The 24,979-nt window shown below is 33.1% G+C and carries 30 protein-coding genes; 13 read left to right on the top strand and 17 right to left on the bottom strand.

Annotated elements, in window-relative coordinates:
- Window positions 1-29: 29 nt before the first annotated feature.
- The 3 genes from MST30_RS02615 to MST30_RS02605 are packed head-to-tail and all read right to left on the bottom strand — an operon-like array spanning window position 30 to window position 2,181.
- Window positions 30-536, bottom strand: coding sequence for a DUF6702 family protein (locus MST30_RS02615; protein WP_243472858.1), 507 nt, complete (start codon window positions 534-536; stop codon window positions 30-32).
- Window positions 537-581: 45 nt separating this feature from the next.
- Window positions 582-1,379 carry a carboxypeptidase-like regulatory domain-containing protein gene (locus tag MST30_RS02610; protein WP_243472857.1) on the bottom strand — a complete coding sequence of 266 codons (798 nt, stop codon included), beginning with the start codon at window positions 1,377-1,379 and terminating at the stop codon, window positions 582-584.
- Window positions 1,366-2,181: a carboxypeptidase-like regulatory domain-containing protein gene (locus tag MST30_RS02605; RefSeq protein ID WP_243472856.1), complete on the bottom strand. Its 816-nt coding sequence runs from the start codon at window positions 2,179-2,181 to the stop codon at window positions 1,366-1,368. Before MST30_RS02605 ends, MST30_RS02610 begins: the two co-directional genes overlap by 14 nt.
- 127 nt (window positions 2,182-2,308) lie before the next feature.
- Between MST30_RS02605 and pepE the strand changes: the two genes are divergently transcribed.
- Window positions 2,309-3,016, top strand: a complete 708-nt coding sequence (pepE, locus tag MST30_RS02600) for a dipeptidase PepE (RefSeq protein ID WP_243472855.1) — start codon at window positions 2,309-2,311, stop codon at window positions 3,014-3,016.
- A 1-nt stretch (window position 3,017) separates the two neighbouring features.
- On the opposite strand, the gene MST30_RS02595 is transcribed toward pepE, so the two are convergent.
- On the bottom strand, window positions 3,018-3,443 hold the full coding sequence (locus tag MST30_RS02595) for a GNAT family N-acetyltransferase (protein WP_243472854.1): 426 nt from the start codon (window positions 3,441-3,443) through the stop codon (window positions 3,018-3,020).
- Between the two features lie 116 nt (window positions 3,444-3,559).
- Here MST30_RS02595 and MST30_RS02590 point away from each other — a divergent pair, with 116 nt between their 5' ends.
- Complete coding sequence (locus MST30_RS02590) at window positions 3,560-4,327, top strand: M48 family metalloprotease (protein ID WP_243472853.1); 768 nt, start codon at window positions 3,560-3,562, stop codon at window positions 4,325-4,327.
- 53 nt (window positions 4,328-4,380) lie between these two features.
- On the opposite strand, the gene MST30_RS02585 is transcribed toward MST30_RS02590, so the two are convergent.
- The gene (locus MST30_RS02585; protein WP_243472852.1) at window positions 4,381-4,770 is read right to left on the bottom strand and encodes an ankyrin repeat domain-containing protein; all 390 of its coding nucleotides are present in this window, start codon (window positions 4,768-4,770) and stop codon (window positions 4,381-4,383) included.
- Window positions 4,771-5,032: 262 nt separating this feature from the next.
- Between MST30_RS02585 and gpmI the strand changes: the two genes are divergently transcribed.
- Together gpmI and MST30_RS02575 are read left to right on the top strand one after the other, a co-directional pair.
- Complete coding sequence (gpmI, locus tag MST30_RS02580) at window positions 5,033-6,547, top strand: 2,3-bisphosphoglycerate-independent phosphoglycerate mutase (protein WP_243472851.1); 1,515 nt, start codon at window positions 5,033-5,035, stop codon at window positions 6,545-6,547.
- A gap of 42 nt (window positions 6,548-6,589) precedes the next feature.
- Window positions 6,590-7,000 (top strand): BT0820 family HAD-type phosphatase, encoded by a 411-nt coding sequence (locus MST30_RS02575; protein WP_243472850.1) that lies wholly within the window; start codon window positions 6,590-6,592, stop codon window positions 6,998-7,000.
- 9 nt (window positions 7,001-7,009) lie between these two features.
- Here MST30_RS02575 and MST30_RS02570 read toward each other — a convergent pair whose 3' ends face one another.
- A complete protein-coding gene (locus tag MST30_RS02570) occupies window positions 7,010-8,275 on the bottom strand; it encodes an acetyl-CoA hydrolase/transferase family protein (protein ID WP_243472849.1) in 1,266 nt (421 codons plus the stop codon).
- Window positions 8,276-8,397: 122 nt separating this feature from the next.
- Here MST30_RS02570 and map point away from each other — a divergent pair, with 122 nt between their 5' ends.
- Genes map through MST30_RS02550 form a run of 4 tightly spaced genes read left to right on the top strand, consistent with a single transcriptional unit; the run spans window position 8,398 to window position 11,157 of the window.
- Window positions 8,398-9,216 carry a type I methionyl aminopeptidase gene (map, locus tag MST30_RS02565; protein ID WP_243472848.1) on the top strand — a complete coding sequence of 273 codons (819 nt, stop codon included), beginning with the start codon at window positions 8,398-8,400 and terminating at the stop codon, window positions 9,214-9,216.
- 9 nt (window positions 9,217-9,225) lie between these two features.
- Window positions 9,226-10,011, top strand: a complete 786-nt coding sequence (locus MST30_RS02560; protein WP_243472847.1) for a DUF3050 domain-containing protein — start codon at window positions 9,226-9,228, stop codon at window positions 10,009-10,011.
- Window positions 10,012-10,014: 3 nt separating this feature from the next.
- A complete protein-coding gene (locus tag MST30_RS02555) occupies window positions 10,015-10,782 on the top strand; it encodes a class I SAM-dependent methyltransferase (RefSeq protein WP_243472846.1) in 768 nt (255 codons plus the stop codon).
- 6 nt (window positions 10,783-10,788) lie between these two features.
- The gene (locus MST30_RS02550; RefSeq protein WP_243472845.1) at window positions 10,789-11,157 is read left to right on the top strand and encodes a DUF423 domain-containing protein; all 369 of its coding nucleotides are present in this window, start codon (window positions 10,789-10,791) and stop codon (window positions 11,155-11,157) included.
- 101 nt (window positions 11,158-11,258) lie between these two features.
- Here the strand turns inward: MST30_RS02550 and MST30_RS02545 are convergent, their stop codons facing one another.
- From MST30_RS02545 to MST30_RS02535, 3 genes are read right to left on the bottom strand one after another with little or no spacing between them, the layout of a single operon-like run.
- Complete coding sequence (locus tag MST30_RS02545) at window positions 11,259-12,236, bottom strand: FAD:protein FMN transferase (protein ID WP_243472844.1); 978 nt, start codon at window positions 12,234-12,236, stop codon at window positions 11,259-11,261.
- 5 nt (window positions 12,237-12,241) lie between these two features.
- Window positions 12,242-12,619 (bottom strand): DUF8840 domain-containing protein, encoded by a 378-nt coding sequence (locus tag MST30_RS02540; protein WP_243472843.1) that lies wholly within the window; start codon window positions 12,617-12,619, stop codon window positions 12,242-12,244.
- A gap of 21 nt (window positions 12,620-12,640) precedes the next feature.
- Window positions 12,641-13,504, bottom strand: a complete 864-nt coding sequence (locus MST30_RS02535; RefSeq protein ID WP_243472842.1) for a DUF4846 domain-containing protein — start codon at window positions 13,502-13,504, stop codon at window positions 12,641-12,643.
- 61 nt (window positions 13,505-13,565) lie between these two features.
- On the opposite strand from MST30_RS02535, the gene MST30_RS02530 reads away from it, so the two are divergent.
- From MST30_RS02530 to MST30_RS02520, 3 genes are read left to right on the top strand one after another with little or no spacing between them, the layout of a single operon-like run.
- On the top strand, window positions 13,566-14,996 hold the full coding sequence (locus MST30_RS02530) for an SLC13 family permease (RefSeq protein ID WP_441372695.1): 1,431 nt from the start codon (window positions 13,566-13,568) through the stop codon (window positions 14,994-14,996).
- A gap of 11 nt (window positions 14,997-15,007) precedes the next feature.
- On the top strand, window positions 15,008-15,397 hold the full coding sequence (locus MST30_RS02525; protein WP_243472840.1) for a cupin domain-containing protein: 390 nt from the start codon (window positions 15,008-15,010) through the stop codon (window positions 15,395-15,397).
- A gap of 35 nt (window positions 15,398-15,432) precedes the next feature.
- Window positions 15,433-15,885, top strand: a complete 453-nt coding sequence (locus tag MST30_RS02520; protein ID WP_243472839.1) for a Na(+)-translocating NADH-quinone reductase subunit F — start codon at window positions 15,433-15,435, stop codon at window positions 15,883-15,885.
- On the opposite strand, the gene MST30_RS02515 is transcribed toward MST30_RS02520, so the two are convergent.
- From MST30_RS02515 to MST30_RS02500, 4 genes are read right to left on the bottom strand one after another with little or no spacing between them, the layout of a single operon-like run.
- Window positions 15,871-17,115 (bottom strand): Nramp family divalent metal transporter, encoded by a 1,245-nt coding sequence (locus MST30_RS02515; protein ID WP_243472838.1) that lies wholly within the window; start codon window positions 17,113-17,115, stop codon window positions 15,871-15,873. The genes MST30_RS02520 and MST30_RS02515 overlap by 15 nt on opposite strands.
- On the bottom strand, window positions 17,115-17,660 hold the full coding sequence (locus MST30_RS02510) for an RNA polymerase sigma factor (RefSeq protein WP_243472837.1): 546 nt from the start codon (window positions 17,658-17,660) through the stop codon (window positions 17,115-17,117). The genes MST30_RS02515 and MST30_RS02510 overlap by 1 nt, the downstream gene beginning before the upstream one ends.
- The gene (locus MST30_RS02505; protein ID WP_243472836.1) at window positions 17,651-18,763 is read right to left on the bottom strand and encodes a glycosyltransferase; all 1,113 of its coding nucleotides are present in this window, start codon (window positions 18,761-18,763) and stop codon (window positions 17,651-17,653) included. The genes MST30_RS02510 and MST30_RS02505 overlap by 10 nt, the downstream gene beginning before the upstream one ends.
- Before the next feature lie 6 nt (window positions 18,764-18,769).
- Window positions 18,770-18,973: a membrane or secreted protein gene (locus tag MST30_RS02500; RefSeq protein WP_243472835.1), complete on the bottom strand. Its 204-nt coding sequence runs from the start codon at window positions 18,971-18,973 to the stop codon at window positions 18,770-18,772.
- Window positions 18,974-19,106: 133 nt separating this feature from the next.
- Here MST30_RS02500 and aqpZ point away from each other — a divergent pair, with 133 nt between their 5' ends.
- Entirely contained in the window at window positions 19,107-19,793 is a 687-nt protein-coding gene (gene aqpZ, locus MST30_RS02495; protein ID WP_243472834.1) for an aquaporin Z, read from the top strand.
- Between the two features lie 37 nt (window positions 19,794-19,830).
- Window positions 19,831-21,120, top strand: coding sequence for an APC family permease (locus MST30_RS02490; protein ID WP_243472833.1), 1,290 nt, complete (start codon window positions 19,831-19,833; stop codon window positions 21,118-21,120).
- A 121-nt stretch (window positions 21,121-21,241) separates the two neighbouring features.
- Here the strand turns inward: MST30_RS02490 and MST30_RS02485 are convergent, their stop codons facing one another.
- The 4 genes from MST30_RS02485 to MST30_RS02470 all read right to left on the bottom strand — a co-directional run bounded on the left by MST30_RS02485 (window position 21,242) and on the right by MST30_RS02470 (window position 24,973).
- A complete protein-coding gene (locus MST30_RS02485) occupies window positions 21,242-22,030 on the bottom strand; it encodes an anti-sigma factor domain-containing protein (RefSeq protein WP_243472832.1) in 789 nt (262 codons plus the stop codon).
- 7 nt (window positions 22,031-22,037) lie between these two features.
- Entirely contained in the window at window positions 22,038-22,574 is a 537-nt protein-coding gene (locus MST30_RS02480; protein ID WP_243472831.1) for an RNA polymerase sigma factor, read from the bottom strand.
- A gap of 195 nt (window positions 22,575-22,769) precedes the next feature.
- Window positions 22,770-23,783: a UDP-N-acetylmuramate dehydrogenase gene (murB, locus tag MST30_RS02475; RefSeq protein ID WP_243472830.1), complete on the bottom strand. Its 1,014-nt coding sequence runs from the start codon at window positions 23,781-23,783 to the stop codon at window positions 22,770-22,772.
- Complete coding sequence (locus MST30_RS02470) at window positions 23,783-24,973, bottom strand: pyridoxal phosphate-dependent aminotransferase (protein WP_243472829.1); 1,191 nt, start codon at window positions 24,971-24,973, stop codon at window positions 23,783-23,785. Before MST30_RS02470 ends, murB begins: the two co-directional genes overlap by 1 nt.
- Window positions 24,974-24,979 lie beyond the last annotated feature (6 nt).

The following is a 24,979-nucleotide window of genomic DNA, read 5'->3' as shown; positions in this document are numbered from 1 at the left end:
AGAGAAATTAAGGCGTTTTAACAGAATTTTTAGTTAAAGTTTAACATGCACTCATCATTCTCAGGGATGAGTAAAAAACTCTTGTTTTTGTTTAATAGTTTTAGCCTTACTATATTTTGTTGTTCTGGGAGAATATCAAAAAGTATGCGATTGACAACGCTAATTGATTTTATGTCTTTTATGTTTTCTATTTCGAGATAGCAATACGTGATGTCGTCTTTATATTCCTTGCCTAAAAAGTTAAAATTATAAGCTTTGCCGTTGATTGAAATTTTTAGTTTGTCTTCTAGATATCGTTTCATGTATTCATCTACAATCTTTGGTTCGTCATCTTCGGCAAGTGTTATGGTTTCGTCGTAACGTTGACGTATTAATGTTTCAAAATCATCTATAAAAACCTGACTAATTATCTGAACAGATTGTTGCTCCTTGGCATATTCTATATTGGTGACGCTAACGTAATAATCGTGTTTGGTATTGCTAGAGGTTAGTGTTAAACCTACTAATAATATAAAAATAAGGTATATCGATTTCATGTGTAATGTCTAATTGTTTTTCTAAAACCAAAAAGTATTCCAAAGTTAATCATTATTAGAACTATTGAGGTTTTCTCGGTAAGCTTTTAATTTTTGCTGTAAAAATTCTAGTAGTTTAATGTCATTGTCTTCTTTGCATAAGCTGAGAAAGTTTTCATCTTCTTGAGAGAACAAAAAATACTCGTTTCTTAGGTTTTTGGCGAGTGTGTCGTTTTCAAATAGAATTGATTCGTAATCAATTCTGAGTCTATTAATACATTTGTCTCTGTCATCTAACTCAACAATATCTTTCAGTTTTTTGGTTCTGCCACTTATTTTATTGAGTAGTTTATGAAAATTAACACCAAAACCAAGACCTATGTGTCCCCAAGAACCACCATCTGCATCGTGTAGTTTTTTTTCGTTTTGAGTAAGTGGTAGTTTAGTATTGCCTGGTATGCCAAGGTCGTAGAAATTAATTTCGGTTTTAGCATCCGAGTTTTCTAAATCAGATTGTAAGCTTCCTGTTAGTATTTTGCCAACAACAACTTTGTCTAATTCGCTTACTTTTTCTTCTAATTTAATTTCGATAGAGTTTGAACTTTCTTGCTCTTCTGTAATTATGATTTCTTTATTCTCATAAACTAAGCTAGAAATAAATAAGGTGTCTGTTGCTTTGGCTACAATTGTAAATTCACCTTTATCATTAGATATGGTAAATTTTGATGCCGTTTTGTTTAATATATGAATACCTTCAACATCATCACTGGCAATGAGCTTGCCTTTAATTTCTGATCGTTGGGCTTGCAACAAGAAAGCAAACAATGATGCTACAAGACTAAATAAGAGCTTAGTCTTTTTCACTTTTATCTTTAAGGAAAGATTTACTTAGTTGCGTTATACGTTCTAAAAACTGCATTTCCTTATCTTCGGCTAATAAATCTTCATCAATGCCTTCGTTTTCGATGTAATCTATAAAAGCGTCTACTTGCTCTAATGGAATGTCGAAATTATTGTGAATGTAGTTAACACTGTATTTATCTAACGCCTCTTTAAAAGGTGTTTTGTTAATAGCTTTTTCTGCATTGGTTTTATTGTCTTTCTCAATGTCTACTACTTGACTTACAATAAATCCGGCAAGATTAACAATGTTGAGCATGTTGCCTACATGAGGATTGTTTTCATTAAATGCTAAATTGTCTGCTTTTGTTTTATAATCGGCAGAGAATTCAAAATCTTCAATGTTGTCTAAGCCAAGATATACATAATCTAAACTTACATTGTAGGTTCTAACATTTTCTAAGTCGACATTAATGTTACCAGTTAAGCCAAAAGGTAAAATAACTACTTCGTCTAGTTTATTGACTTCTTCAACAAGAATAACGGTCAATTTTTTTGATTTAATAATGTCTTCAGTTATGGTAACTTTAAAATCTTTAAACTGAATGGCGCTAAATTCTAAAACATCATTTAGAGTTACCATAGCGGTAAATTCACCATTTTCATCTGTGATTGTGCCTTTATTGGTTGTTGTGTTAAAGACAGTGACTCCTTCTTTATCCTCGGATGCAACCGAAATTCTTCCGTTTACCGAAATCCTTTCAACATCTTGCCCATAGATTGAAAGAGTTAAAAAACAACTTATTATAATTAGTATGTGTTTCATGTTGGTGGTATTGATATATAAAGTTCGTGCTTATTCATCAATTTTCATAAAAAAGGCTTAATAAATCTTTGTTAAAGTGATGAGGTACTGTTTTATTTATTAAAACTTTAAATCATAAATTTGTAATATGAAATCAATTATAATAGCAAGTACATCAACAGTTCACGGAAGTGGTCCTTTAGAATATCTTTTAGAAAAGTTGAAAGGTCACTTTGAATCTGCAAATGAGATATTATTTATTCCTTATGCAAGACCAGGAGGTATATCGCACGATGATTATACCGCTAAGGTAGCAGAGCCCTTTAAAAAAATTGGTAAGACAGTAAAAGGTATCCATACATTTGATGATCCTAAGAAAGCCATTAAAGAGGCTGAAGGTATTTTTACAGGTGGAGGAAATACGTTTGTTTTGGTCAATCAGTTATATAAAAATGATGTATTATCTTCAATAAAAGAGGTTGTAAATAATGGAACACCTTATTTGGGCACAAGTGCAGGAAGCAACATCTGTGGATTAACAATGAACACTACAAACGACATGCCTATTGTTTATCCTCCAAGTTTTAAGACTTTAGGTTTGGTGCCATTTAATATTAATCCGCACTATTTAGATCCAGATCCTACAAGCACTCACATGGGAGAAACCAGAGAAACACGTATTAAAGAGTTTCATGCATTTAACACGCAACCAGTTATTGGTCTTAGAGAAGGAAGTTGGGTAGAGGTGAAAGGAGATAGCTTAACGCTAAAGGGTAATTTAGATGCCAGAATTTTTGAATATGGAAAGGAACCTTATGAAGTGCCAACGAATTCTGATTTGAGTTTTTTAAAATAATTTAAATCCTTTTTAGGAAGTGATAGCCTAAAATTTTAAAGCCTTCATTATAATAAAATTTATGTGAAGGATGATTCTGAACATAAGTGTTTAGTTCAATAGATTCAAAACCTTTTTTCTTACAGTAAGTATGAATCCAAGTCATAAACTGCTTACCTAGACCTTTATTTCTATGGTCTGGTTTTATATAAACATGGTCAATTTCTACAGATTTTCCTGAATAATGTCTTGTGCAAAACCACAGGCCTGTAACACCAACAATTTCTTTGTTATTTGTTATAACAGCGCATTCATAGTTTTGATTCTTCATTTCGTTAAATCGTGATGATAAAACAGATTTATCAACTTTACCTTGGTTTAGATCAAAAACTAAAGGTACTATAGACTCTAATTCAGAATTTGGTAATATTTTAAAACTGTAGTTCATCTTAATTTTTTAGCTATGTAAAATTAATGTTTTTGAAAATTTGAAATCACCAGCAATGACTTTTTTGGAAATTATGTGTCAAACTTTTGTAAATTTAGCATACTAAGACCATCATTATGAGAAGAGGTAATTTTAAAGTTAGGATTTTTATATTCATAGCCATTGCAGCATTTGCTTATTTGAGAAAATGTAGTCAGGAAGAAATTAATCCCTATACAGGAAAAAAACAAGCGATTTCCTTATCACCTGAAGAAGAAATAGCCATAGGTTTGCAGAGTGCGCCTGGTATGGCGCAACAACATGGTGGATTGTATCCAAACAACCAATATCAGGCTATTGTAGATCAAGTTGGCAATAAATTGGTAAATAGTAGTATTGCAAAGAAAACTCCTTACCAGTACGAGTTTCATTTGCTTGCAGATGAAAATACCATTAATGCCTTTGCTTTGCCAGGTGGTCAAATATTCATTACTTATGCATTATTTTCTAAACTAGAAAATGAAGATCAATTAGCCGGAGTTTTGGGTCATGAAATAGGTCATGTTTTAGGAAAACACTCAAATGAAAGAATTACTAATTCTAAATATTGGCAAACATTAATTATGGGAAGTTCTGCTATAGATATGGGAGGAGTTGCTCAGCAAATGGGACAAGGTCAATTGCTTAAAAATGGAAGGGGAGATGAGTTGGAAAGTGATGAGCTTGGTGTAAAATTTATGATTGATGCAGGTTACAACCCAGTAGAAATGATTGGAGTTATGGAAATACTTAAAGCGGCAGCTGGCCCCAATCGTGTTCCAGAGTTTCAAAGCACACACCCAGATCCAGAAAACCGTATTGAAAAAATTCAAGAGGCCATTAAAAAATACAAAAATGCGTCTTAAATATTAAGACGCATTTTTTAATTAACTAACTCAAATAATTGTCTTTAATTAGACTATTTCTTTTTAAAGCGTTTCAAAAACTGTGCCGCTTCCTTGGCTTTAGATAGTTCTGCGTGGTTTAAAGCAGTATATCCTAAGTCGCAAGATTTATGAACGTCAGCTCCAGCTGTAATTAATACTTTAATTAATTCTACTCGGTTGTACTTTGCTGCATAGTGAATAGGGCTCATACCATTAGATTTGGCATTAACATCAGCACCTTGTTCTATTAAGGTTTTGGCAAGCTCAACATCTCCTGTGGCTACTGCCTTACAAAGAGGGCTGACTTCTATAGTTCTTACAGTTACTTCACTGTCGGTTGAAGTTAAAAGATCGTTTGATGCATTTAAATTTGTGATTGAAAAGCCCAATGCTAAGGCTAAAACTACTACTGTTTTTTTCATGATGAAAGATTTAAAAATTAATTGATTTGTTTTTTGATTATACTAAAGAGACGACATAAATTCTATTATGTTACACTAAAAAATTTTATATAACATACATTTAACGTTTTGAAAACAAATCTGTTAAGGCTTTCATAAAAACTTGTATTTGTTTAACAATCAGAATTATATAGTTTTAAAATTAAATAACATTCAAAATTTTTTGAATACAGAATTATAGTCGTATACTATGCCTTATATTTGAAGTAATAAACCGAGAAACATGAATAAGAAGGTAATCTTAATGATATTAGATGGTTGGGGAAAATCACCAGATCCAAAAGTTTCTGCTATAGATAATGCAGAGACTCCGTTTATAGATTCGTTGTATACAAAATACGCTAATGCTAGTTTACGTACCGATGGTTTGCACGTAGGTTTGCCAGAAGGGCAAATGGGAAATAGCGAAGTAGGGCATATGAACCTTGGAGCGGGTAGAATTGTGTATCAGGATTTAGTAAAGATTAACCTTGCTGTAGAAAATAAAACACTTCAAGACGAACAAGTGCTTAAAGATGCTTTTGAATATGCAAAAGCTAACGAGAAAGATGTTCACTTCCTAGGTTTGGTTAGTGATGGTGGAGTACACTCTCATATCAATCATCTTTTTGGATTGTTAGATGCAGCCAAAGAGAATAACTTAGACAATGTTTATGTGCACGCTTTTACAGATGGTAGAGATGTAGACCCAAAATCTGGATACGGTTTTATTTCAGATTTAGAAGAACATTTAGCCAAATCAACAGGAAAGTTGGCAACAGTTACAGGGCGTTATTATGCCATGGATAGAGACAAGCGCTGGGAACGTGTTAAGCTAGCTTATGATGCTGTTGTACATGGCCAAGGAACACAAACAACTAATGTTCTAAAGGATATTCAAGAAAGCTACGAAGACGATGTTACAGATGAATTTATAAAACCACTTGTGGTTAATGAAAATGGCAAACCCGTAGCAACAATAAAAGATGGAGATGTTGTTATTTTCTTCAATTTTAGAACAGATCGTGGACGTCAGTTAACACAAGCACTTTCGCAAGAAGATTTTCATGAATACAACATGCATAAATTAAATCTTTATTATGTAACCATGACAAATTATGATGATAATTTCAAGGGCATAAATGTTATTTTTAATAAAGATAATTTATCAGAAACCTTAGGTGAGGTTTTAGAAAAGCATGGCAAAAAGCAAATAAGAATAGCTGAGACGGAAAAATATCCTCACGTTACCTTTTTCTTCTCTGGAGGAAGGGAAAAACCTTTTGAAGGTGAAACAAGAATTCTAAGAAATTCTCCAAAAGTTGCTACCTACGATTTAAAGCCAGAAATGAGTGCTTACGAATTGCGAGATGCATTAGTAACAGAACTCAAAAAAGGAGAAACAGACTTTGTATGTCTAAATTTTGCCAACGGAGATATGGTAGGTCATACAGGTGTTATGCAAGCTGCCATTAAAGCCTGTGAAGCTGTTGACGAATGCGTGAAAGATGTTGTAACTACTGCTCTAGAAAATGATTATACAACTATTTTAATAGCAGATCATGGAAATTGTGAAACCATGATAAATCCTGATGGAACACCTAATACAGCACATACCACTAATCCTGTGCCAATCATTTTAATTGATAAAGAGCTGAAAGAAATTAAGGATGGTATTTTAGGTGATATAGCTCCAACTATATTAAAATTAATGGGCATAGCGCAACCAGAAGCAATGACGCAACATAGTCTTGTATAAATGGTACATTGTTTTAACTTTGCCCCCTAATTGATTGATTACATGAATTTTCAGGATAGATTAATAATAGCAGTAGATTTTGATGGAACTATAGTTGAAGATGCTTACCCTAAAGTAGGGAAAACAAGAATCTTTGCTTTTGAAACCCTAAAGCGCCTTCAGCAAGATGGTCACAGACTTATACTTTGGACATATAGAAATGGTACTAGGCTACAAGAAGCTGTAGATTTCTGTAAAGAAAACGGCATAGAATTTTATGCTGTTAATGCTAGTTTTCCTGAAGAAAAGTTTGACTACAGCCGAAGCCGAAAAATCCATGCCGACTTATTTATAGACGATAGGAATATTGGAGGTATTCTCGGTTGGGGAGAAATCTACCAAATGATAACCAATGAAGAACCAAAAATGAAACAATCTAAACGCAAAGGTGGATTGTTTGGTTGGTTTAAATAAAGGTTATACTTACATCAATTCAAAATAAGCTTTGTCAATCTCCTCTCTATGATCTGGGTGAGCAATATCTACCAAGGCTTTAACGCGTTGTTTAATAGTCTTTCCAAATAAGTTAGCAATACCATACTCAGTAACTACATAATGTACATGCGATCTTGTTGTAACAACACCAGCACCAGGTTTTAATGACGGTACAATTCTACTAATCCCCTTTTTAGTAACAGAAGGTAAAGCAATAATAGCTTTTCCGCCCTTACTTAGAGATGCACCTCTAATAAAATCCATTTGTCCACCAACGCCTGAGTACATTTTAGATCCTATAGAATCAGCACAAACTTGTCCGGTAACATCCACTTCAATTGCGGAATTTATAGCTACCATTCTAGGATTTTGCTTTATGTAAGATGTATTGTTGGTGTAATTAGATGCTCTCATTTCTACAAAAGGATTGTCATCTACATATTCGTACAAACGTTTGGAGCCCATTAAGAACGTCGTTAATGCGCGACCTCTATTTATTTTTTTATAATTACCATTAATTACATCGCTCAATATTAAATCGATAACACCATCAGAAAACATCTCGGTATGTAAGCCTAAGTCTTTATGGTTTGTAAGTCTAGATAAAACAGCGTTAGGGATATTTCCAATTCCCATTTGAAGTGTGCTTCTATCTTCAATTAAACCTGCTACATAATCTCCTATTTTACTTTCAATTTCTGATGGTTCAGAAGCATGCATAGTAGGGATCTCGTCATCAGCTTCCACAAAGTAATCTATTTCGGTATAATGTATAATACCTGCGCCATGTGTGCGCGGCATGTTTTTGTTAATCTGTGCAATAACTGTTGTAGCATTATCAATTGCAGCTAAAGTAGCTTCAACAGATACACCTAGCGATAAGTAACCATGTTTGTCTGGTTCAGAAACATGAATTAGAACAACATCTAAATCTAAGATGTTTTGTTGAAATAAGGTTGGTAACTCACTCAAAAAAACAGGAGTGTAAGAACCATTGCCCGCATGCAATGTATGTCTTACATTTTTGCCAATAAAGAAAGAGTTAACATGAAAACTGTCTTTTAATTCAGGATTGGCATACGGAGCTTCACCTTCAATATGTAAATGGCATACTTCAACGTTTCGTAATTCTTCATGTCTTGCAGACATGGCATTAATTAATTGTTGAGGTGCTGCTGCTGCTGCCTGTATGTATACTCTATCGTTAGATTTAATGACTTTTACTGCTTCTTCTGCGCTTACTCTTTTGAACATTTGTTGAATTTTAGATTACAAACTTACTGCTCCTAAGGTAGAAAAAAACTGTCTTTTATCATGTTTTTCATAAATTATTTAATGTTATAAATGCCTATCTTTGCACCTTAATTTAGAAGACCATGATAATAGTAAAAACCAAGGAAGAGATTGAGTTAATGCGTCAAAGTGCTCTTATTGTTTCTAAAACTTTAGGAATGCTTGCAAAGGAGATAAAAGAGGGAGTAACAACAAATCATTTAGATACACTTGCCGAAGAATTTATAAGAGATCATGGTGCTTTACCAGGTTTTAAAGGGTTGTACGATTGTCCTTCAACATTACTTTGTAGTGTAAATGAGGCTGTAGTACATGGTTTACCAACAGATGCACCATTGAAGGATGGAGATATTGTTTCTGTAGATTGTGGAGCGCTTATGAATGGTTTTTATGGAGATCATGCCTATACGTTTGAGATAGGTAACGTTGCAGAAGACACCAAAAAATTAATAAAAACCACAAAAGAGTCTTTATACGTAGGTATAGAACAACTGAGAGTAGGAAATCGCGTTGGAGATGTTGGCTTTGCTATACAACAATATTGCGAAGCCGAAGGTTATGGTGTGGTGAGAGAACTTGTTGGTCATGGATTGGGACGAAAAATGCACGAAGATCCAGAAATGCCAAACTATGGTAGGAGAGGACGTGGTAAAAAGTTTGTAGAGGGTATGGTTGTAGCTATTGAGCCTATGATTAACATGGGAACTCATAAAGTGAAACAACTTAAAGACGGATGGACGATTGTAACACTAGACGGTAAACCAAGTGTGCATTTTGAGCACGATATTGCTATTGTAGATGGTAAGCCTGAAATTCTATCAACATTTGCTTATGTGCATGAAGCTTTAGGTATAACATCAGATGAAGAAGACAGGTTTAGACAAAATGCACTCTCAATATAAAAAGTATACATGAAAATTAATCAATTAGAGCAAGAGCTATCTTTATTGCGAGAAGAACTAAACAACCATAAACTATATGGTGTTTTAAATACGGTTGAAGATATAAAAGCCTTTATGCAACAACATGTCTTTGCAGTATGGGATTTTATGTCTTTGCTCAAGGCTTTACAAAATAATTTAACTTGTACTTCTGTGCCTTGGTTGCCTGCCGCTAATCCTAATATTTCACGCTTTATAAATGAAATTGTTCTAGATGAAGAAAGCGATGTTAATGAGTTGGGAGAACCAATGAGTCATTTTGAAATGTATTTGGATGCTATGCGCCAAATTGGAGCTGAGATTAAAGATATACAGTTCTTCTTAGAGGATGTAAAACAAGGAAGTAATATAGCTGACGCGTTAAATAATGTTACTATAAATAAGCAGACTAAAGATTTTGTAAACTTTACTTTTTCTGTTATAGATTCTAATGAAATTTATAAAATAGCAGCTGCATTTACATTTGGAAGAGAAGACGTAATACCAGATATGTTTTTTCAAATTATCAACCAATCTAAAAGCAAGGAAACATCTTTTAGTAAATTAACTTACTATCTCAACAGGCACATAGAACTAGATGGTGATGAGCATGGGCCTTTGGCCTTAAAGATGATGGAAGCATTATGTGGTGACGACTCAAAAAAATGGAATGAAGTTTTAGAAATTTCTAAATTAGCATTACAACATAGAATTGCTTTGTGGGATGGTATCTACTATTCAATAATAAAAAATAAGGCTATTGAAGAAGTGTCATAGCTAATGAAAACAATTTTTAAATTTTTTCTAAACCTTTTTCCTAGACCTTTATTAATTAGGTTAAGCTATGTTGTAAGACCTCTCTTAGCTTTTTTTTTAAGAGGCAATAAGTATACAGATCCAATAGATGAAAAAAGCTATAGAACTTTTTTGCCTTATGGTTATGGTAAGCAACGACCAAATGTATTGTCACCTTCAACATTGTCGTTAGAAAGGCATCGTTTATTCTGGTTGTATCTTAAAAATGAAACACAGTTTTTTTCAAGCAACTTCAAAGTTCTTCATTTTGCACCAGAACAATGCTTTCTAAAACGGTTTAGAAATCTTAAAAATTTAGACTACACCACTACAGATTTATTATCTCCAATCGCTGATGTAAAGGCTGATATTTGTGACCTTCCGTTTGAAGATAATAGTTACGATGTTATTTTTTGTAATCATGTATTAGAACATATTCCAGATGATACTAAGGCTATGCAAGAATTATATCGTGTTATGAAACCAGGAGGATTTGGCATCTTTCAAATTCCTCAAGATTTAAATAGAGCCACCACTTTTGAAGACGACTCAATTACGGATAAAGTAGAACGAACTAAAATCTTTGGGCAATATGATCATGTTAGAGTTTACGGTCGTGATTATTTTGATAAGCTTAGACGTATTGGTTTTAAGGTAGAAGAAATAGATTATACAGCAACCTTATCAGATTCTGAGATTGATAAATACCGATTGGCAAAAGGTGAGATTATTCCGGTTGTTTATAAAAATTAAATTATGATGAGTCAGCAGATATTTATAATTACAGGAGCATTATTTGGAATGCTGGCTATAATTTTTGGTGCGTTTGGCGCTCATGCTTTAAAGAAAATCCTATCCGAAGATCAACTTAAAAGTTTTGAAACTGGTGTAAAATACCAGATGTATCACGCTATTGTTTTGCTAGTATTAGGATTTAATTTTGAGTTTTCAACCTCTGCAATGTATTGGTGTTTTACGTTCGGAATTTTACTATTTTCTTTTAGTATTTATGGTTTGGTTTTAAGTGATGCTAAAGGAAAGAAATTACGATTTTTAGGACCAATCACACCTATTGGTGGTTTGCTTTTTGTTGTAGGTTGGTTGCTTATAGTATTAAGAGTTTGGTAAAAAAAAAAGCCGCACCAAAAAACGAACAAAGATGCGGCTAAATTATATAAATAGTGATCAATAGCTATTATAAGACACGCTTATAATATTTAGGTCACATATTATTCAGGAAAATTATTCAAGTTTAAAGTTTTTAAGGTCTTGTGATTATCTTCGTAGATAAAATAGGCTTTAAGTTCAGAGTGCGATTCTAGGAATTTAGTTACCCTTTCCATTCCCATAGCTTGAAAAGCAGTTGCATAAGCATCAGCTGTCATACAATCTGGTCCTATGACAGAAACGCTCAATACATTTGTTTTTGTCGGGTAACCTGTTTTTGTATTGATGATATGTGCATATCTGTTTCCGTTTTCATCTAGCTTAAATTTTCTGTAAGTACCAGAAGTTGCCATGGCCTCATCTTTTAACTCTAATGCTTTAAAAACAGATTGTTCTCCATCAAAGCGAGGTTCATCTAGTCCAACTTTCCAAGGAGATTGTTTTTCAAGATTTATACCTTTTACTCTAATCTCACCACCAATTTCAACCAAATAATTTGTGATTTTTTTTGATTCTAAAAATTCGCCTATGACATCTACGCCATAACCTTTAGCAATGGCATTAAATTCTAAATACGACGTTTTTTGTTTTATGATTTTAGAAGCTTTTAAACCTATTTTATTTAAACCTACAAACTTCATAAGGCTATCTATTGTAGTGCTATCTGTTAGAAATTTGTTTGTATCAGCACCAAAATTCCAAGCATTAACTACATTTCCTATTGTAGGATCGAAAGCTCCTTCTGTAAAACGATACACCTCTTTAGATTTTTTAAACACACGTTTAAAATGTTCATCAATATCTACGTCTTCATTTCTGTTAATTCTTGAAATATCTGAATCTGGAATGTAGGTTGAAAGCGATTGATTAACAACATTAAAAAGACTATCAAATTGTTTTTGATAATTCTCACCATCTTCAGAATAAAATTGAATATTGTAACTAGTGCCAAAAACAGGCCCTGAGACCTTGGTATTCTTATATTCTTTTTGGCATGAAAATATTGTAAAAAGAAGTGCTATAAAATAAAATTTCTTCATTTAAATTAATTAAGATTCATTTCAATAACCTGAATACCATTGTATTCAATAAGATATTCTTCATTAAGGTAGATTGGCAAATTTTCACCTTCAGGATTTCCTAATCCAACACCAGCATATAAAACTTTAGCGTTTTTTTCGAAGGCATGTTTTTTGAAAGTTTCCATCCAAACTACATCATAATTATTAGGGTTTTCGGGTAACATTACCGCTCTTACAATTACAAAATAGTATTGGCTGTTTTTATCAATACAAACAAATTGAGGATGTCTTTTAAGCTTGCTATTTATGGCAATAAATTCAAAACCTCGAGATTCTAAATCTTTACCAACATGATTCATAGCTAAGTTATGTAATTCTTGCTTTGTAAGTGCTTTGCTCATGTGGCAAAGATACAAAGATGCTTACTTAAATCTAACAAATTTCGCGCTACTAAACGTGTAATTGGAAACAGGTGTAATCGCATCATCTTCTAATTTATACCATGGAGAGATAGAAGAATCGGTTAAGTTTTTAACGAGGTGTACACTTTGCGCAGGTGTATTGCCTTGAAACAAAAGAAACAATTTTTCGCCTTTATCATTAATGACTTCGTCACAAAGTATAACAATATGCCCAGGACTACCACCTTTTATTAGCATATCTCCAATTTTTAAATCTTTGGCTTTTACAGATTTTAGTTCGTTGTAAAGTGATAAGGTGCCAGAATAGGTATAAATAAGATTTAAGTACTTATAAAAATTGTCTTTTGTGTGATTAGCACTTGCTGTTTTGTGAAAGGAGACTTTATTGCCACTAATTTTAGGTCTGTAGCCTTCCGCATATTTTTTCCAGGAGCAATAATGACCAGATGTAAAGTTGAAACCAATTTCGTCCTTTCTGTTGTTATCCCAAAGATATTCGCTTCGTATTCTAATAAGGGCATCTGCACATTGTTGCAAGCCATTTTTTGGTACAGGAACTTCTAGTATGCCAATGTGTCCTCGTTGCCAAAAGTATTCTGTATTATCATAGTTTATAATTTTGCTACCAAAGGCTTTGAGTTTGTAATTTCTAAGGTATGCTTCAAAACTACCTTTGGGATATTCAACACGCTTATAGCCTTCAGGTATGTTGACTCTAGATTTTATGGTTAAGCTATCTTTGTTGATTAAACTTGGAGTTTCAATTACAGCTTTTACCGTGTCGTAAGCTTTTTCTTCAGGTTTAAATTGAAAGGCAACAAAAATTAAACCGATAATAAGTAAGAGGAGTATTAGTTTCTTCATAACTGATAAACGTTATTTTTTAAAGATTTCGTATTATATTCCTACTTTATTTAACATGAATATGTATCCACTATCAAAACGTTTGGGTTTAATACTAGGTCCTTTATTGTTTATCTTCCTTCAAGTTTTTCAATTTAACCTAATTTCAGACAAAGCTGATATTGTTATTGCAGTTGCATTATGGATGATAATTTGGTGGATTACAGAAGCGGTTTCTATTTCGGTTACTGCATTATTGCCCTTGTTTCTGTTTCCTTTGTTTAAAGTGATGCCAATAGATGAGGTTGGTGCCAATTACGGAAGTCCAATTGTATTTCTCTTTTTCGGTGGATTTGTTTTGGCTTTAGCCTTGGAAAAAGTAAATCTACATAGGCGAATAGCTCTAAACATAATAAGACTTACAGGTACAACTCCCAATAAAGTTATATTAGGTTTTATGCTAGCTACAGCTTTTATGAGCATGTGGATAAGTAATACGGCTAGTGCTGTGGTAATGTTGCCAATAGCTATGTCTGTAATCAACTTACTTATAAATGATGCTGATGGTTTTACAAAGCAAGATCAAAATTTTGCACTAAGTGTAATGCTTGGTATTGCGTTTTCTGCCAATGCTGGTGGAATAGCAACAATAATTGGTACACCACCAAACTCTATTCTAATAGGTTTACTAGAGAATGAATACAATATGGAGATGTCATTTTTGAATTGGTTGATTGTCGGCTTACCTTTTTCTGTCATTTTAATCACTATAATTTATTTTGTTCTGATAAAATTATTCCCGAATAAGGGATTAGAATTTGGTGCTTCAAAAACAGTAATTGTAGACGAGTTGAATAAGTTAGGTAAACTCTCACCCAAGGAAAGACAGGTGTTAGTAACATTTGCTGTAATAGTATCCCTTTGGATTTTTAGAACAGTCATTAACGGTATATTTCCAAAACTTGGACTAACAGATACCATGATTAGTATTTTAGGAGCTTTAGCGCTGTTTACAGTACCACATAAGTTTAATAAAGGCGAGTTTATTTTAGAATGGAAAGACACTCAAAAATTAGCTTGGGGAATTTTAATACTATTTGGTGGAGGACTGGCTCTAGCCAAAGGCATGTCTGCAAGTGGTATTGTAGATATTGTTGCAGAAACGATTTCTAAAAGCGAAGTGAGTATTTTGTTTACAGCTTCTTTGCTTATTTTTTTAATGTTGTTTATGACGGAGTTGATGAGTAACGTAGCACTTACAGCCGTTTTAGCACCAGTAGTGGCTGGTATTGCTATTGGTTTAGAAGTGCCAATATTGTATTTACTAATACCTGTTACAATGGCAAGTAGTTGTGCGTTTATGTTACCAATGGCAACACCACCAAACGCTATTGTTTTTGCAAGTGGTTTTGTAAAAGTGCATCAAATGGCAAGGGTAGGTGTGATATTAAATCTTATCTCTGTGATCTTATTAATTTTAATGTTTCAGTATATTCTGCCACTCATATTTTAAAAGATTCAATTATGAATTTTAAAACTGTAAAACCAATACGTGTTGTAAATATTTTGATTCTATTCTTACTGTTTTTAGGCTGTAAGTCAGTAGAAAAATTACCGGATCCATTACAAGCAGGATGGAAGGGAAAGAAAGTTTGCAAAGTTGTTGAAGAGAACAAATCTCTACGTGTTTTAAAATGTACATTTCCGCCAAATGTTGGTCACGAGAAACATTATCATAAACCACACTTTGGTTATACGTTATCAGGAGGTAAATTCAGAATTACAGATACTACAGGCACTCGCGAAGTAGATGTGCCAAAAGGTTACCATTTTTCTAATGATGTTAAAACTATTCATGAAGTGCTAAATATTGGTAAAACCACAGCTGTTTTTTTGATTATTGAATACAAGTAAATTATTAGTATCTTTTATAGCGAAAAAGAAATGCTATGAGTTCTACAACTAAAAGATTTAATGAAGCTTTGAAAAAGCTCTATGTAGCCTTTCATAACGATACTCTAAATCCTGAAGACTGTAAACAATGCGCTGTCGGAAATATTCTTGATAATAATGACAGTTGGAGGCATATGACGGATTTGCATGGCTCTAATCGATTAAACTATGTCGGCTTAGTTCACCAAAATTTAGGAAGACGTTTTAATGGCTATTCACCGATAGAATTATTAAAAATTGAAGCTTCCTTTTTAGAAGGTTGTGGTTATCGTATGGGTAAAACCTATTGCCATAAGCCAGATTATTATAAAAATCAAGATATTTTATTTAATGGTTTAAATACTGTTGTTGCGACTTTATGCGAGTTGGATGGCGCCAAAAATGTTATGGATTGTAGTTCTCTGTTTAATTATGAACTTAAAGATAATTTCAATCTACAACGTGCTTAGGTACCAAATACTGAAACCTAATAAGAAAGCAATACCTAACCAAGACAAAAGATGTAATCCTAAACTCGGTCTCCAGTTTTTTGGAGTATGTTTACTACAAAGCAGTTTGTAATTTATAATAGCATAGAAAGGTGCTGTTACAAAAGATAGAATTGTTGCTACTTTAATGAGCAATCCCATCTCAGAAGCCAGAAATAAAAAGATAATTATGGTTCCGAAGGTTAAAATTAATATCCAGTTGAGGTAGCCTTTTCTGTAGCTTTTATTATTTAGTATTTCTAAACTTTTGTTCATAGCTCTTGGAGAAGCATCCAGTGTGGTAATGGTAGTACTAAACATAGTAGTAAAGGCAGCAATACCTATGAGAATTTTAGCCCAATCACCTAAACTTTTGGTGTATAATTCTATAAGTTGGTTAGAAAATACACCAGCTTTATTACTAAAGCTATTACCAGAATCGTGCATTACAAAGTAGCCTAAACTGACAAAAGCAACACCTAAAAGTATAGCGCCAAAAAAGCCGACGTTAAAATCTAACAACGCATTTTTTGGATTAAATGACTCTTCATCTTTTTTCTTTTCTAATGCCCAAATAGAATGCCATACAGAAATATCTAAAGGTGCTGGCATCCATCCCATAAAGGCAATTAAAAAAGCAATTTCAATTTTATTGTTTGGTAATACCTGATTGAAATCTATGGTTTTGTCAAATTCAGTAAAAGCAAAATAGACAGCAACCAAAGTACTTATCGTAAGTGTAACTATAATCACTTTAATAAGCTTGTCTAAGGTGTTGTACTTTCCAATTAATAGAGTAAATAGACAAATAAAGAGTAAGATAATCGTCCATATTTCTACACTGCTTATACTTTCAACACCAAAATTTAAAAATGAAATATCTCCAAAGAGCGAATTAGCCAAACCAGCCGTAACTATAGTTACAGCAGCTTGAATTGTAAACATAGTAGCTAAGCTTAAAATGAAATAGGCTATTAAAATTGGCTTGCCCAATTTATGATAACCTGCTAGTAAACTCTCTCCCGTTGCTGCAGCATATCTTGGGCCAAATTGAAAAAATGGATATTTGAATAAGTGAACAAGTAATAATGCCCATAAAAGACCTAATCCAAAATCAGCACCAGCCCGTGTAGATTGTACCAAGTGCGAAACACCAATTGCTGCACCAGCAAATAGTAAACCAGGACCTAATTTTTTGATGTGAGATAGCATTACGTTTTAGTAATAATAGCAGCTAATAGTTTTTTTGCTCGTAATAGTTTTACCTTAACATTGTTAATAGGTTCGTTAAGTTCCTCAGAGATTTCTTTGTAGCTCAATTCCTGAAAATACCTTAGATTAATAACTTCCTGGTAATGCGGTTTCAGCTTTTTAATATCTCTGAGTAGTTTGGCAAGATTCTGTTCGGTAATGATTTTATCTTCTGGTGTTGGAGAGTCATCAATAATCTCTAAATAGTTGTCTTCACTGTCTTTTGAAGTATTCTGAATAGTCTTTTTTTGCTTTCTTACTAAATCTATATGTATGTTCTTAGAAATAGTTATAAGCCATGTTTTAAACTTATAATTGTCATCATAAGTGCCTATTTTGTCAAAAGCTTTAGAAAAGGTCTGTATGGTGATATCTTCGGCATCATTTTCATTTTGAGTGCGCATTAGCTGAAAAGAATACACATCGTTCCAGAATGTATCAAGAAGAAAATTAAACGCAATCTGGTCATTTTGTTTGGCTTTGTTAATTGCGTCTGTTATTTCCAATGTTTAGGTGTAGATATAAGATTAGCAATAAAGATACTTAATTGTGTGGTAACTAAAAATAATTCTAGAAAAGGTGCAAAAAAGATAAGATTAACATCGTCTAGTTTTTTAGCAGTAAAACCAAAGCATAAAAGTTGAATGACAAACCGAAGAACAATAAGTGCTAGTACCCACTGAATATTATACCCAAAGATTATAAGTGTTACACCAAAAACCCAAAACAAAAGTTGAGATATGTAACACATACCTAAAAGAATTTTATGTTTTGTTTTATAAAATGAAGCAGTACTTACATGTCTTCGTTTTTGCAATATCCAATCTTTGAATGTTTTTTTAGGTTCTGAGATTGTGAAGCTTTCTTTTGTAACACAGATTTCTGTATTCTTAGCATTGGCTGCTTCGTTTATAAATAAGTCATCATCTCCAGATTTTATGGCCATGTGTCCGTTAAAACCATTATTGTTGAAAAACAATTCTTTCCTGTATGCCATATTTCTTCCAACTCCCATGTAAGGTAAACCTAATTTAGCATAAGAAAAGTATTGCAGTGCGGTAATAATAGTTTCAAACCGTATAATCGCATTTAAGATTGAATATTTCTTTTTGGAGTATGCTCCATAACCTAAAACAATGGCTTTTTGGTTAGAAAATTTACTACTTATTTGTGCAAGCCAATTATTGGAATTTGGTTTGCAATCGGCATCAGTAAAAACAAGAAAATCGTTGCTTGAAGCCTTTATGCCAAGCGTTAATGCATATTTTTTATTTCCCCAAAACGCTTCATTAGATTTTACATCTACTATTTTGATGTTATCACTTTCGGCTTCGAAACGTTTCATAACTTCTAGAGTCTCGTCAGACGAACTGTCATTGACTAAAACAACTTCAAAATTTTTGTAATCCTGTTTAAGGACAAATGGAAGGTTTTTTTCTAGGTTTTCAGCCTCATTTTTGGCACAGATAATTACAGAAAGCGATATGTGTTTTTTAAGCTTAGTTTCTGCACGCTGTATAGCAAAAGAAAAAAGAAATGTCGAATAATAGATAAGCTGTATACCAACTATAACTACAAATACTATAAATAGTATAGAGGTAAGGCTCATTAAAACTTAAGAATGTTGAGGTTCGCTACAGTCTTTGAATTGATCTGGAGTTTTTCCGCAAAAACCACAAGCTTCTCCTTCTGTATTTAACATTGGGTTTTGACTAGCACAAGTACCAGCAAATTTACCATCCTTTTTTGCCCAGATTTTTATTGCAATTCCGGCAACGGCCAAAGCTAACATTCCTAAAGTGAGGAGTAATAATTTCATTTTACTTAAAAATTTAGTGCAAAGATAAGGTTTTTACATTTATTTTTATAAATGTATAGCTGTGACTTAATCTGTTTTTTGTGTGTCTTATAAACATTAAATATTTGTTTTCTAACTAATTAAATAATCAATTATGAAAAAATTATTTGCTGAATTTTTTGGAACATTCTGGTTGGTCTTTGGTGGCTGTGGTAGCGCAATATTTGCTGCCGGAATTCCAGATTTAGGAATTGGATTTGTAGGTGTGGCCTTAGCCTTTGGTCTCACAGTGTTAACGATGGCTTATGCTATAGGTCATATTTCTGGAGCACATTTAAATCCTGCTGTATCTATAGGTCTTTGGGTAGGCGGTAAGTTTGAGTCTAAGGATTTGTTGGGTTACATTATAGCTCAAGTTGTAGGAGCAATTGCAGCGGCAGTTGTGTTGTATTTGATTGTTTCTGGAAAACCAGGTTTTGAATCTGTTGGTAGTTTTGCTGCAAATGGTTATGGAGAGTTATCTCCAGAAGGTTATTCTATGATGTCTGTTTTAATTACAGAGTTTGTGCTAACAATGTTCTTTTTGTTAATAATATTGGGAAGTACTTATGTTAAGGCGCCTGAGGGTTTTGCTGGTATTGCTATTGGTTTGGCATTGACTTTAATTCACTTAATTAGTATTCCTATATCTAACACATCGGTAAACCCAGCACGTTCAATGAGTCAGGCAATTTTTGCAGACGGAGCATATTTGTCACAGGTATGGTTGTTTTGGTTAGCACCAATAGCAGGAGCTGTAGTGGCAGGCTTAATACACAAAACATTTTTTGATAAGGTGTAATAAAGTATTAACTTAGTTAGTATAACCTTATATTAATATGTCAACTAACAAAAAAATTACTCTAAAAGATGCTATTTCTATTGGAATAGGTGGAATGGTAGGTGGAGGAATTTTTGCAGTATTGGGATTGGCTGTTTCGCTGGCAAAAGGCGGAACTCCAATCTCTTTTTTATTTGCTGGTATTTTAGCACTTATTACCTCTTACAGTTATGTAAACCTTTCAAAAAAGTATCCTGACAGAGGAGGTACAGTGAAATTTATCAATCAAGGGTTTGGTAAAACTGTTTTTAGTGGTGCTATTAATAATTTGTTGTGGGTGAGCTATATTGTAATGTTATCACTTTACGCTTCTGCATTTGGTTCGTATGCACCCAATCTCTGGGAAATTACACAAAATAAAACAGTGGACTTTCACATCTATGCTAGTGCCATAATTTTACTGGCTACGGCAATAAACTATTACAGTATTGCAGTTGTTGGTAAAATTGAAGCCTATGCAGTAATCATAAAATTAATAATACTAATAGGTTTTATAGGAATTGGAGCATACGGATTAATAGGTAATCCCAATCTTGCCCAATTATCTGCTGCCAATTGGGAAAGCCCATTGAAATTATTTGCAGGCGGAATGATAATTTTTGTAGCGTATGAAGGTTTTGAACTTATTGCAAACGCAGCACCAGATATAGAAAATCCCGAGAAGAATATTTCTAAGGCCTATTATTTTTCGGTAATCTTTGTTATTTTGTTATACATTATAATTGCGTTAGTTACCGTTGGTTCACTTCCGTTTGAAGATATAGCTAAGGCAAAGGATTATGTATTGGCAGAGGCAGCTAAACCTATGTTAGGAAAAGTAGGCTTTACCATAATTACTATTGCAGCACTTATTTCAACATTTTCTGCAATTAACGCCTCGCTCTATGGAGGAAGCAAGGTGAATTATGAAATTGCAGAGGATGATGAGTTATCACACCATTTTATTGCCAAACTTTGGGGTCAGCCAATAGGTTTAATGATCACAGCAATAGCAACTCTTGTTTTAGTAAACTTGCTCAATCTCGAAAGTATTTCTACAGCAGGTAGTGTTGGTTTTATACTCATTTTTGGTATTGTTAATTATGTGGGATATAAGTTGGCAGCTAAAATGAAGACGAATAAAATAATTCCACTGCTTGGCTTTGTACTTTGTGCATTGGCATTGATAATTCTTATAATGCAGCAGGTGAGTGATAACCTAACGGGAGTAATGATTTCAATTGGTATTATTCTTTTTTGTTTTATAATTGAATGGGTGTATAAAAAGAGTGAAACTTCTGAAAAGTAACCTTTACTTATGAATAAATCAATTGAAAATATCAGTCAAATATGGTATGAATGATGAAATAATATGCATAAAAAAAGACGCATTTATTGCGTCTTTTTTTATTTATGTGTGATTTGAAAAATTAATCTTTTAAAGAGATTTCAGCAACCTCAGTGTTATTTTCATTGGTGTTATCACCATTCTTACCAATTTTAATACTTAGTGCTAAAGCATCTTCCATGTACGGAATTTGTTTCATCTTACGGTCAGACTCATCTAGTATGCCTAAGTTCACCATTCTGTCTTGTAGCTCAGCCCATATTTGATAATGCTGGTCTTCAGGTAATTCAGGTAGTTTAATAACGTCTATCATCGATGTTCTTTCTACTGGATTTATATAGGCAACAGTCTTAAGGTCTTTAGCTCTGTCGTTACCACTAAAAATATATTTTCTTGCATCTGGATCATTCAATTTGTTTAATTCAGAGGACATTTCAGATAACATAGCATTATTCTTTTCAATGTCACTTCTTAGGTCATAAATCTCATCGATTACTACATTGTTCTCTTCTAAAAGATTCTGATTTTTTTGATATAAGAAAAATGAAGATACAGCAAATAAAACAGCAGCAGCAGTTGCAGCAATAGTATACCAAGATGTCTTACTGTGTTGTACCAGCTGAATTACTTTAGTCTCGTTAGTTTCATCTAAAGCATCTAAAATATTTCCTAATATATGTTTAGGAACATCTACTGCACCAGCTTTGGCAATAATCTCTAAATTATTCTGAAGCTTTTCGTATGCTTCGGCAGCCTCAGGATAATTACTAATGAAAAATTCTACCTCCTTTGTTTCTTCATAGGAAGCCTCACCTACTAAGTACTTGTTTAGTAAGTTAGAATTTAAAAAGGTATGTAATTTTGTTTCCATAATTCTGTTATTCTGGATCGTAAACTTTTTTGAGCTCACGTAACCCTATTTTTAATCTCGATTTTATAGTACCAAGCGGAATGTCTAGCTCATCGCTGGCTTCTTGCTGTGTCATGCCTTGAAAAAATAAGGCATCTAACACAATTTGATACTTTTCTTCGAGTCGTCCAACATGCTCTTTAATGTCCAATACATCTTGGTTTAAATTACTTGAAGGTAAGATATATACGTTTGAAGTGTCGATTTGGACTTCTTTCTGATATCTGTTATTAAAACTTCTTAGTTTATCTATAGCTGTGTTTCTTGCTATTCTAAACAGCCATGTAAATAATTTTGCCTTTTTAGGATCATACTTATGAGCATTTTTCCAGACCTTAATGAAAGTTTCTTGTAAGGCATCTTGAGCGATTTCTTCGTTTATGGTGACTTTTAAAATGACACCATAGAGACTGTTAGAATAGTTTTCGTATAACAAATCTAACGCACGTTTGTCGCCTTTGCCTAGTAAATCGATTATTTTCTGTTCGGTTGGTGTAACACTCAAAATGTTAAAATCTTAGTTTTTAGATTTTTACGACATCCAAAATGGATTTATAAACGTAAATATAGTTAAATACAGTAATATAAGTATTTAGTATTATAAAGTTAGAATAATCATTTTTCAGAGAGATTGGTTAATAGCATATTTATAAGATTATTCTAAATTCAAAAGTCGTAACCCTTATTACGACTTTTGTTTTTATATAATGTTTACTTCGGTTTCAATAGAAATATCAAAAATTCGTTTTATGGTTTTTTGGATTAATTGTGCTAGTCTGTATACGTCACTCCCTTTAGCATTTCCATAATTAACTAATACTAGAGCTTGTTTATTGTGTACTCCATAATCATTAAAACGTTTGCCTTTAAAACCAGCTTGTTCTATAAGCCAACCTGCAGGAACTTTTACCATGCTATCCGAAACTTTATATGAAGGCACATCAGGAAAATTAGATTGTAATTTTTTAAATTGCTCTATCGTAATAACAGGATTTTTAAAAAAACTACCGCTATTTCCTATTTCTTTTGGATCTGGTAATTTGCTTTGTCTAATTGCTATTACAGCATTAGACACATCCTTAATTGTTGGCTTTGATATATTAGAAGCTTCGAGTTGCTGTTTTATAGCACCATAATCTGTATGAAGTTTATGATTCTGCTTAGTTAGTTTAAAAGTAACACTTGTAATAATATATTCTCCTTTTAACTCTTGCTTGAATATGGACTCTCTATAACCAAATTTGCAATCGTCTTTTGTAAATACTCTAGCGTTTTGATTTTTGATGTTAATGGCTTCGCAACTTTCAAATACATCTTTTAACTCTATACCATAAGCACCTATATTTTGAATAGGAGAGGTGCCAACATTACCAGGAATTAAGGACAAATTTTCAATACCTCCATAGTTGTGTTTTATACACCATAGGACGAATTGATGCCAGTTTTCGCCAGCCATAGCTTTAACAAAAACAACATCTTCAGTTTCGTTTATAACCTCAATGCCTTTTAAGTTAATATGAAGCACTAAAGCTTCAATATCTTTGGTGAGTAGCATGTTGCTTCCGCCACCAAGAATGAATAAAGGTTGATTGTTTTCAGTTTTTAAAACTTCGGTAAGAGTAGTTTCATTTGTAATGTTACAATACGATTTAGCCTTAGCGTTTAAGCCAAAGGTATTGTAAGGTTGTAATGAAACATTGTGCTCTATAACCATTAGTCTTTGTAAACTTTTAAAGCCTCTTCTAAGATTTTAATAGCAGTTTTTAGACTGTTTTCATTTAATACGTAGGCAATTCTAATCTGATTGCGACCAACACCAGGAGTAGAGTAGAAGCCAGCAGCTGGTGCTACCATTATTGTACTGTTTTCATAATCAAAGGATTCTAATAGCCAACGTGCAAAATCATCTGAGTTTTTAACAGGTAATTCTGCAATACAATAAAATGCACCATTTGGTTTGGCAACTTTTACACCAGGAATTTTTTCTAAACCTTCAATCAATGTATTTCTGCGTTTTACATATTCTTCTTTTACGTCATCAAAATAACTTTGCGGAGTATCTAATGCGGCTTCGCTGGCAATTTGTGCCAAGGTCGGAGGGCTTAGCCTTGCCTGAGCAAATTTTAATGCCGTTTTTATTACTTCTTTATTTTTAGAAACTAAATAGCCAATACGAGCACCACACATGCTATAGCGTTTAGATACAGAGTCTATAACTATGGCATGCTCTTCTAAACCAGTCTCTTGAAGAATCGAATAATGCTCTATGCCATCGTAAACAAACTCTCTGTAAACTTCATCAGCGATTAAGAATAAATCGTGTTTTTTAACAATTGCAGCTAGTTTGCTTATTTCTTCTTTAGAATATAAATAACCTGTCGGGTTACCAGGATTACAAATAAGAATCGCTTTGGTTTTTGGTGTGATTAATTTTTCAAACTCTTCAATTGGAGGTAAGGCAAAGTTATCTTCAATTTTTGAAATAACAGGAACGACTTTAACGCTAGAAGCGGTTGAAAACCCATTGTAATTGGCATAAAATGGTTCTGGAATAATAATTTCATCTTCCTCATCCATGATGCTTCCAAAAGCAAATAGTAAAGCTTCACTACCACCTGTGGTAACAATAATGTCGTTATGTGTTACTTCAATATTATTGCGCAAATAATATTTAGCAATCTTCTTTCTGTATTCTTCTGATCCTTCGGATCGAGAATAAGCAAGGATATCTAGAGAATGCACCTTAACAGCATCTAGCGCAATTGTAGGTGTTTTTATATCTGGTTGTCCTATATTTAGGTAGTAAACAGTTTTTCCTTGTTTGTGAGCTTCTTCAGCGTATGGCACCAATTTTCTAATAGGTGACTCTGGCATGTTAATACCTTTCTCGGAAATTTTCGGCATGATAAA

Source organism: Winogradskyella sp. MH6, assembly GCF_022810765.1.
Classification (GTDB): Bacteria; Bacteroidota; Bacteroidia; order Flavobacteriales; family Flavobacteriaceae; genus Winogradskyella.
Note: the sequence above shows the minus strand (reverse complement) of the source record. Positions and strands in the feature narration are given on the sequence as shown.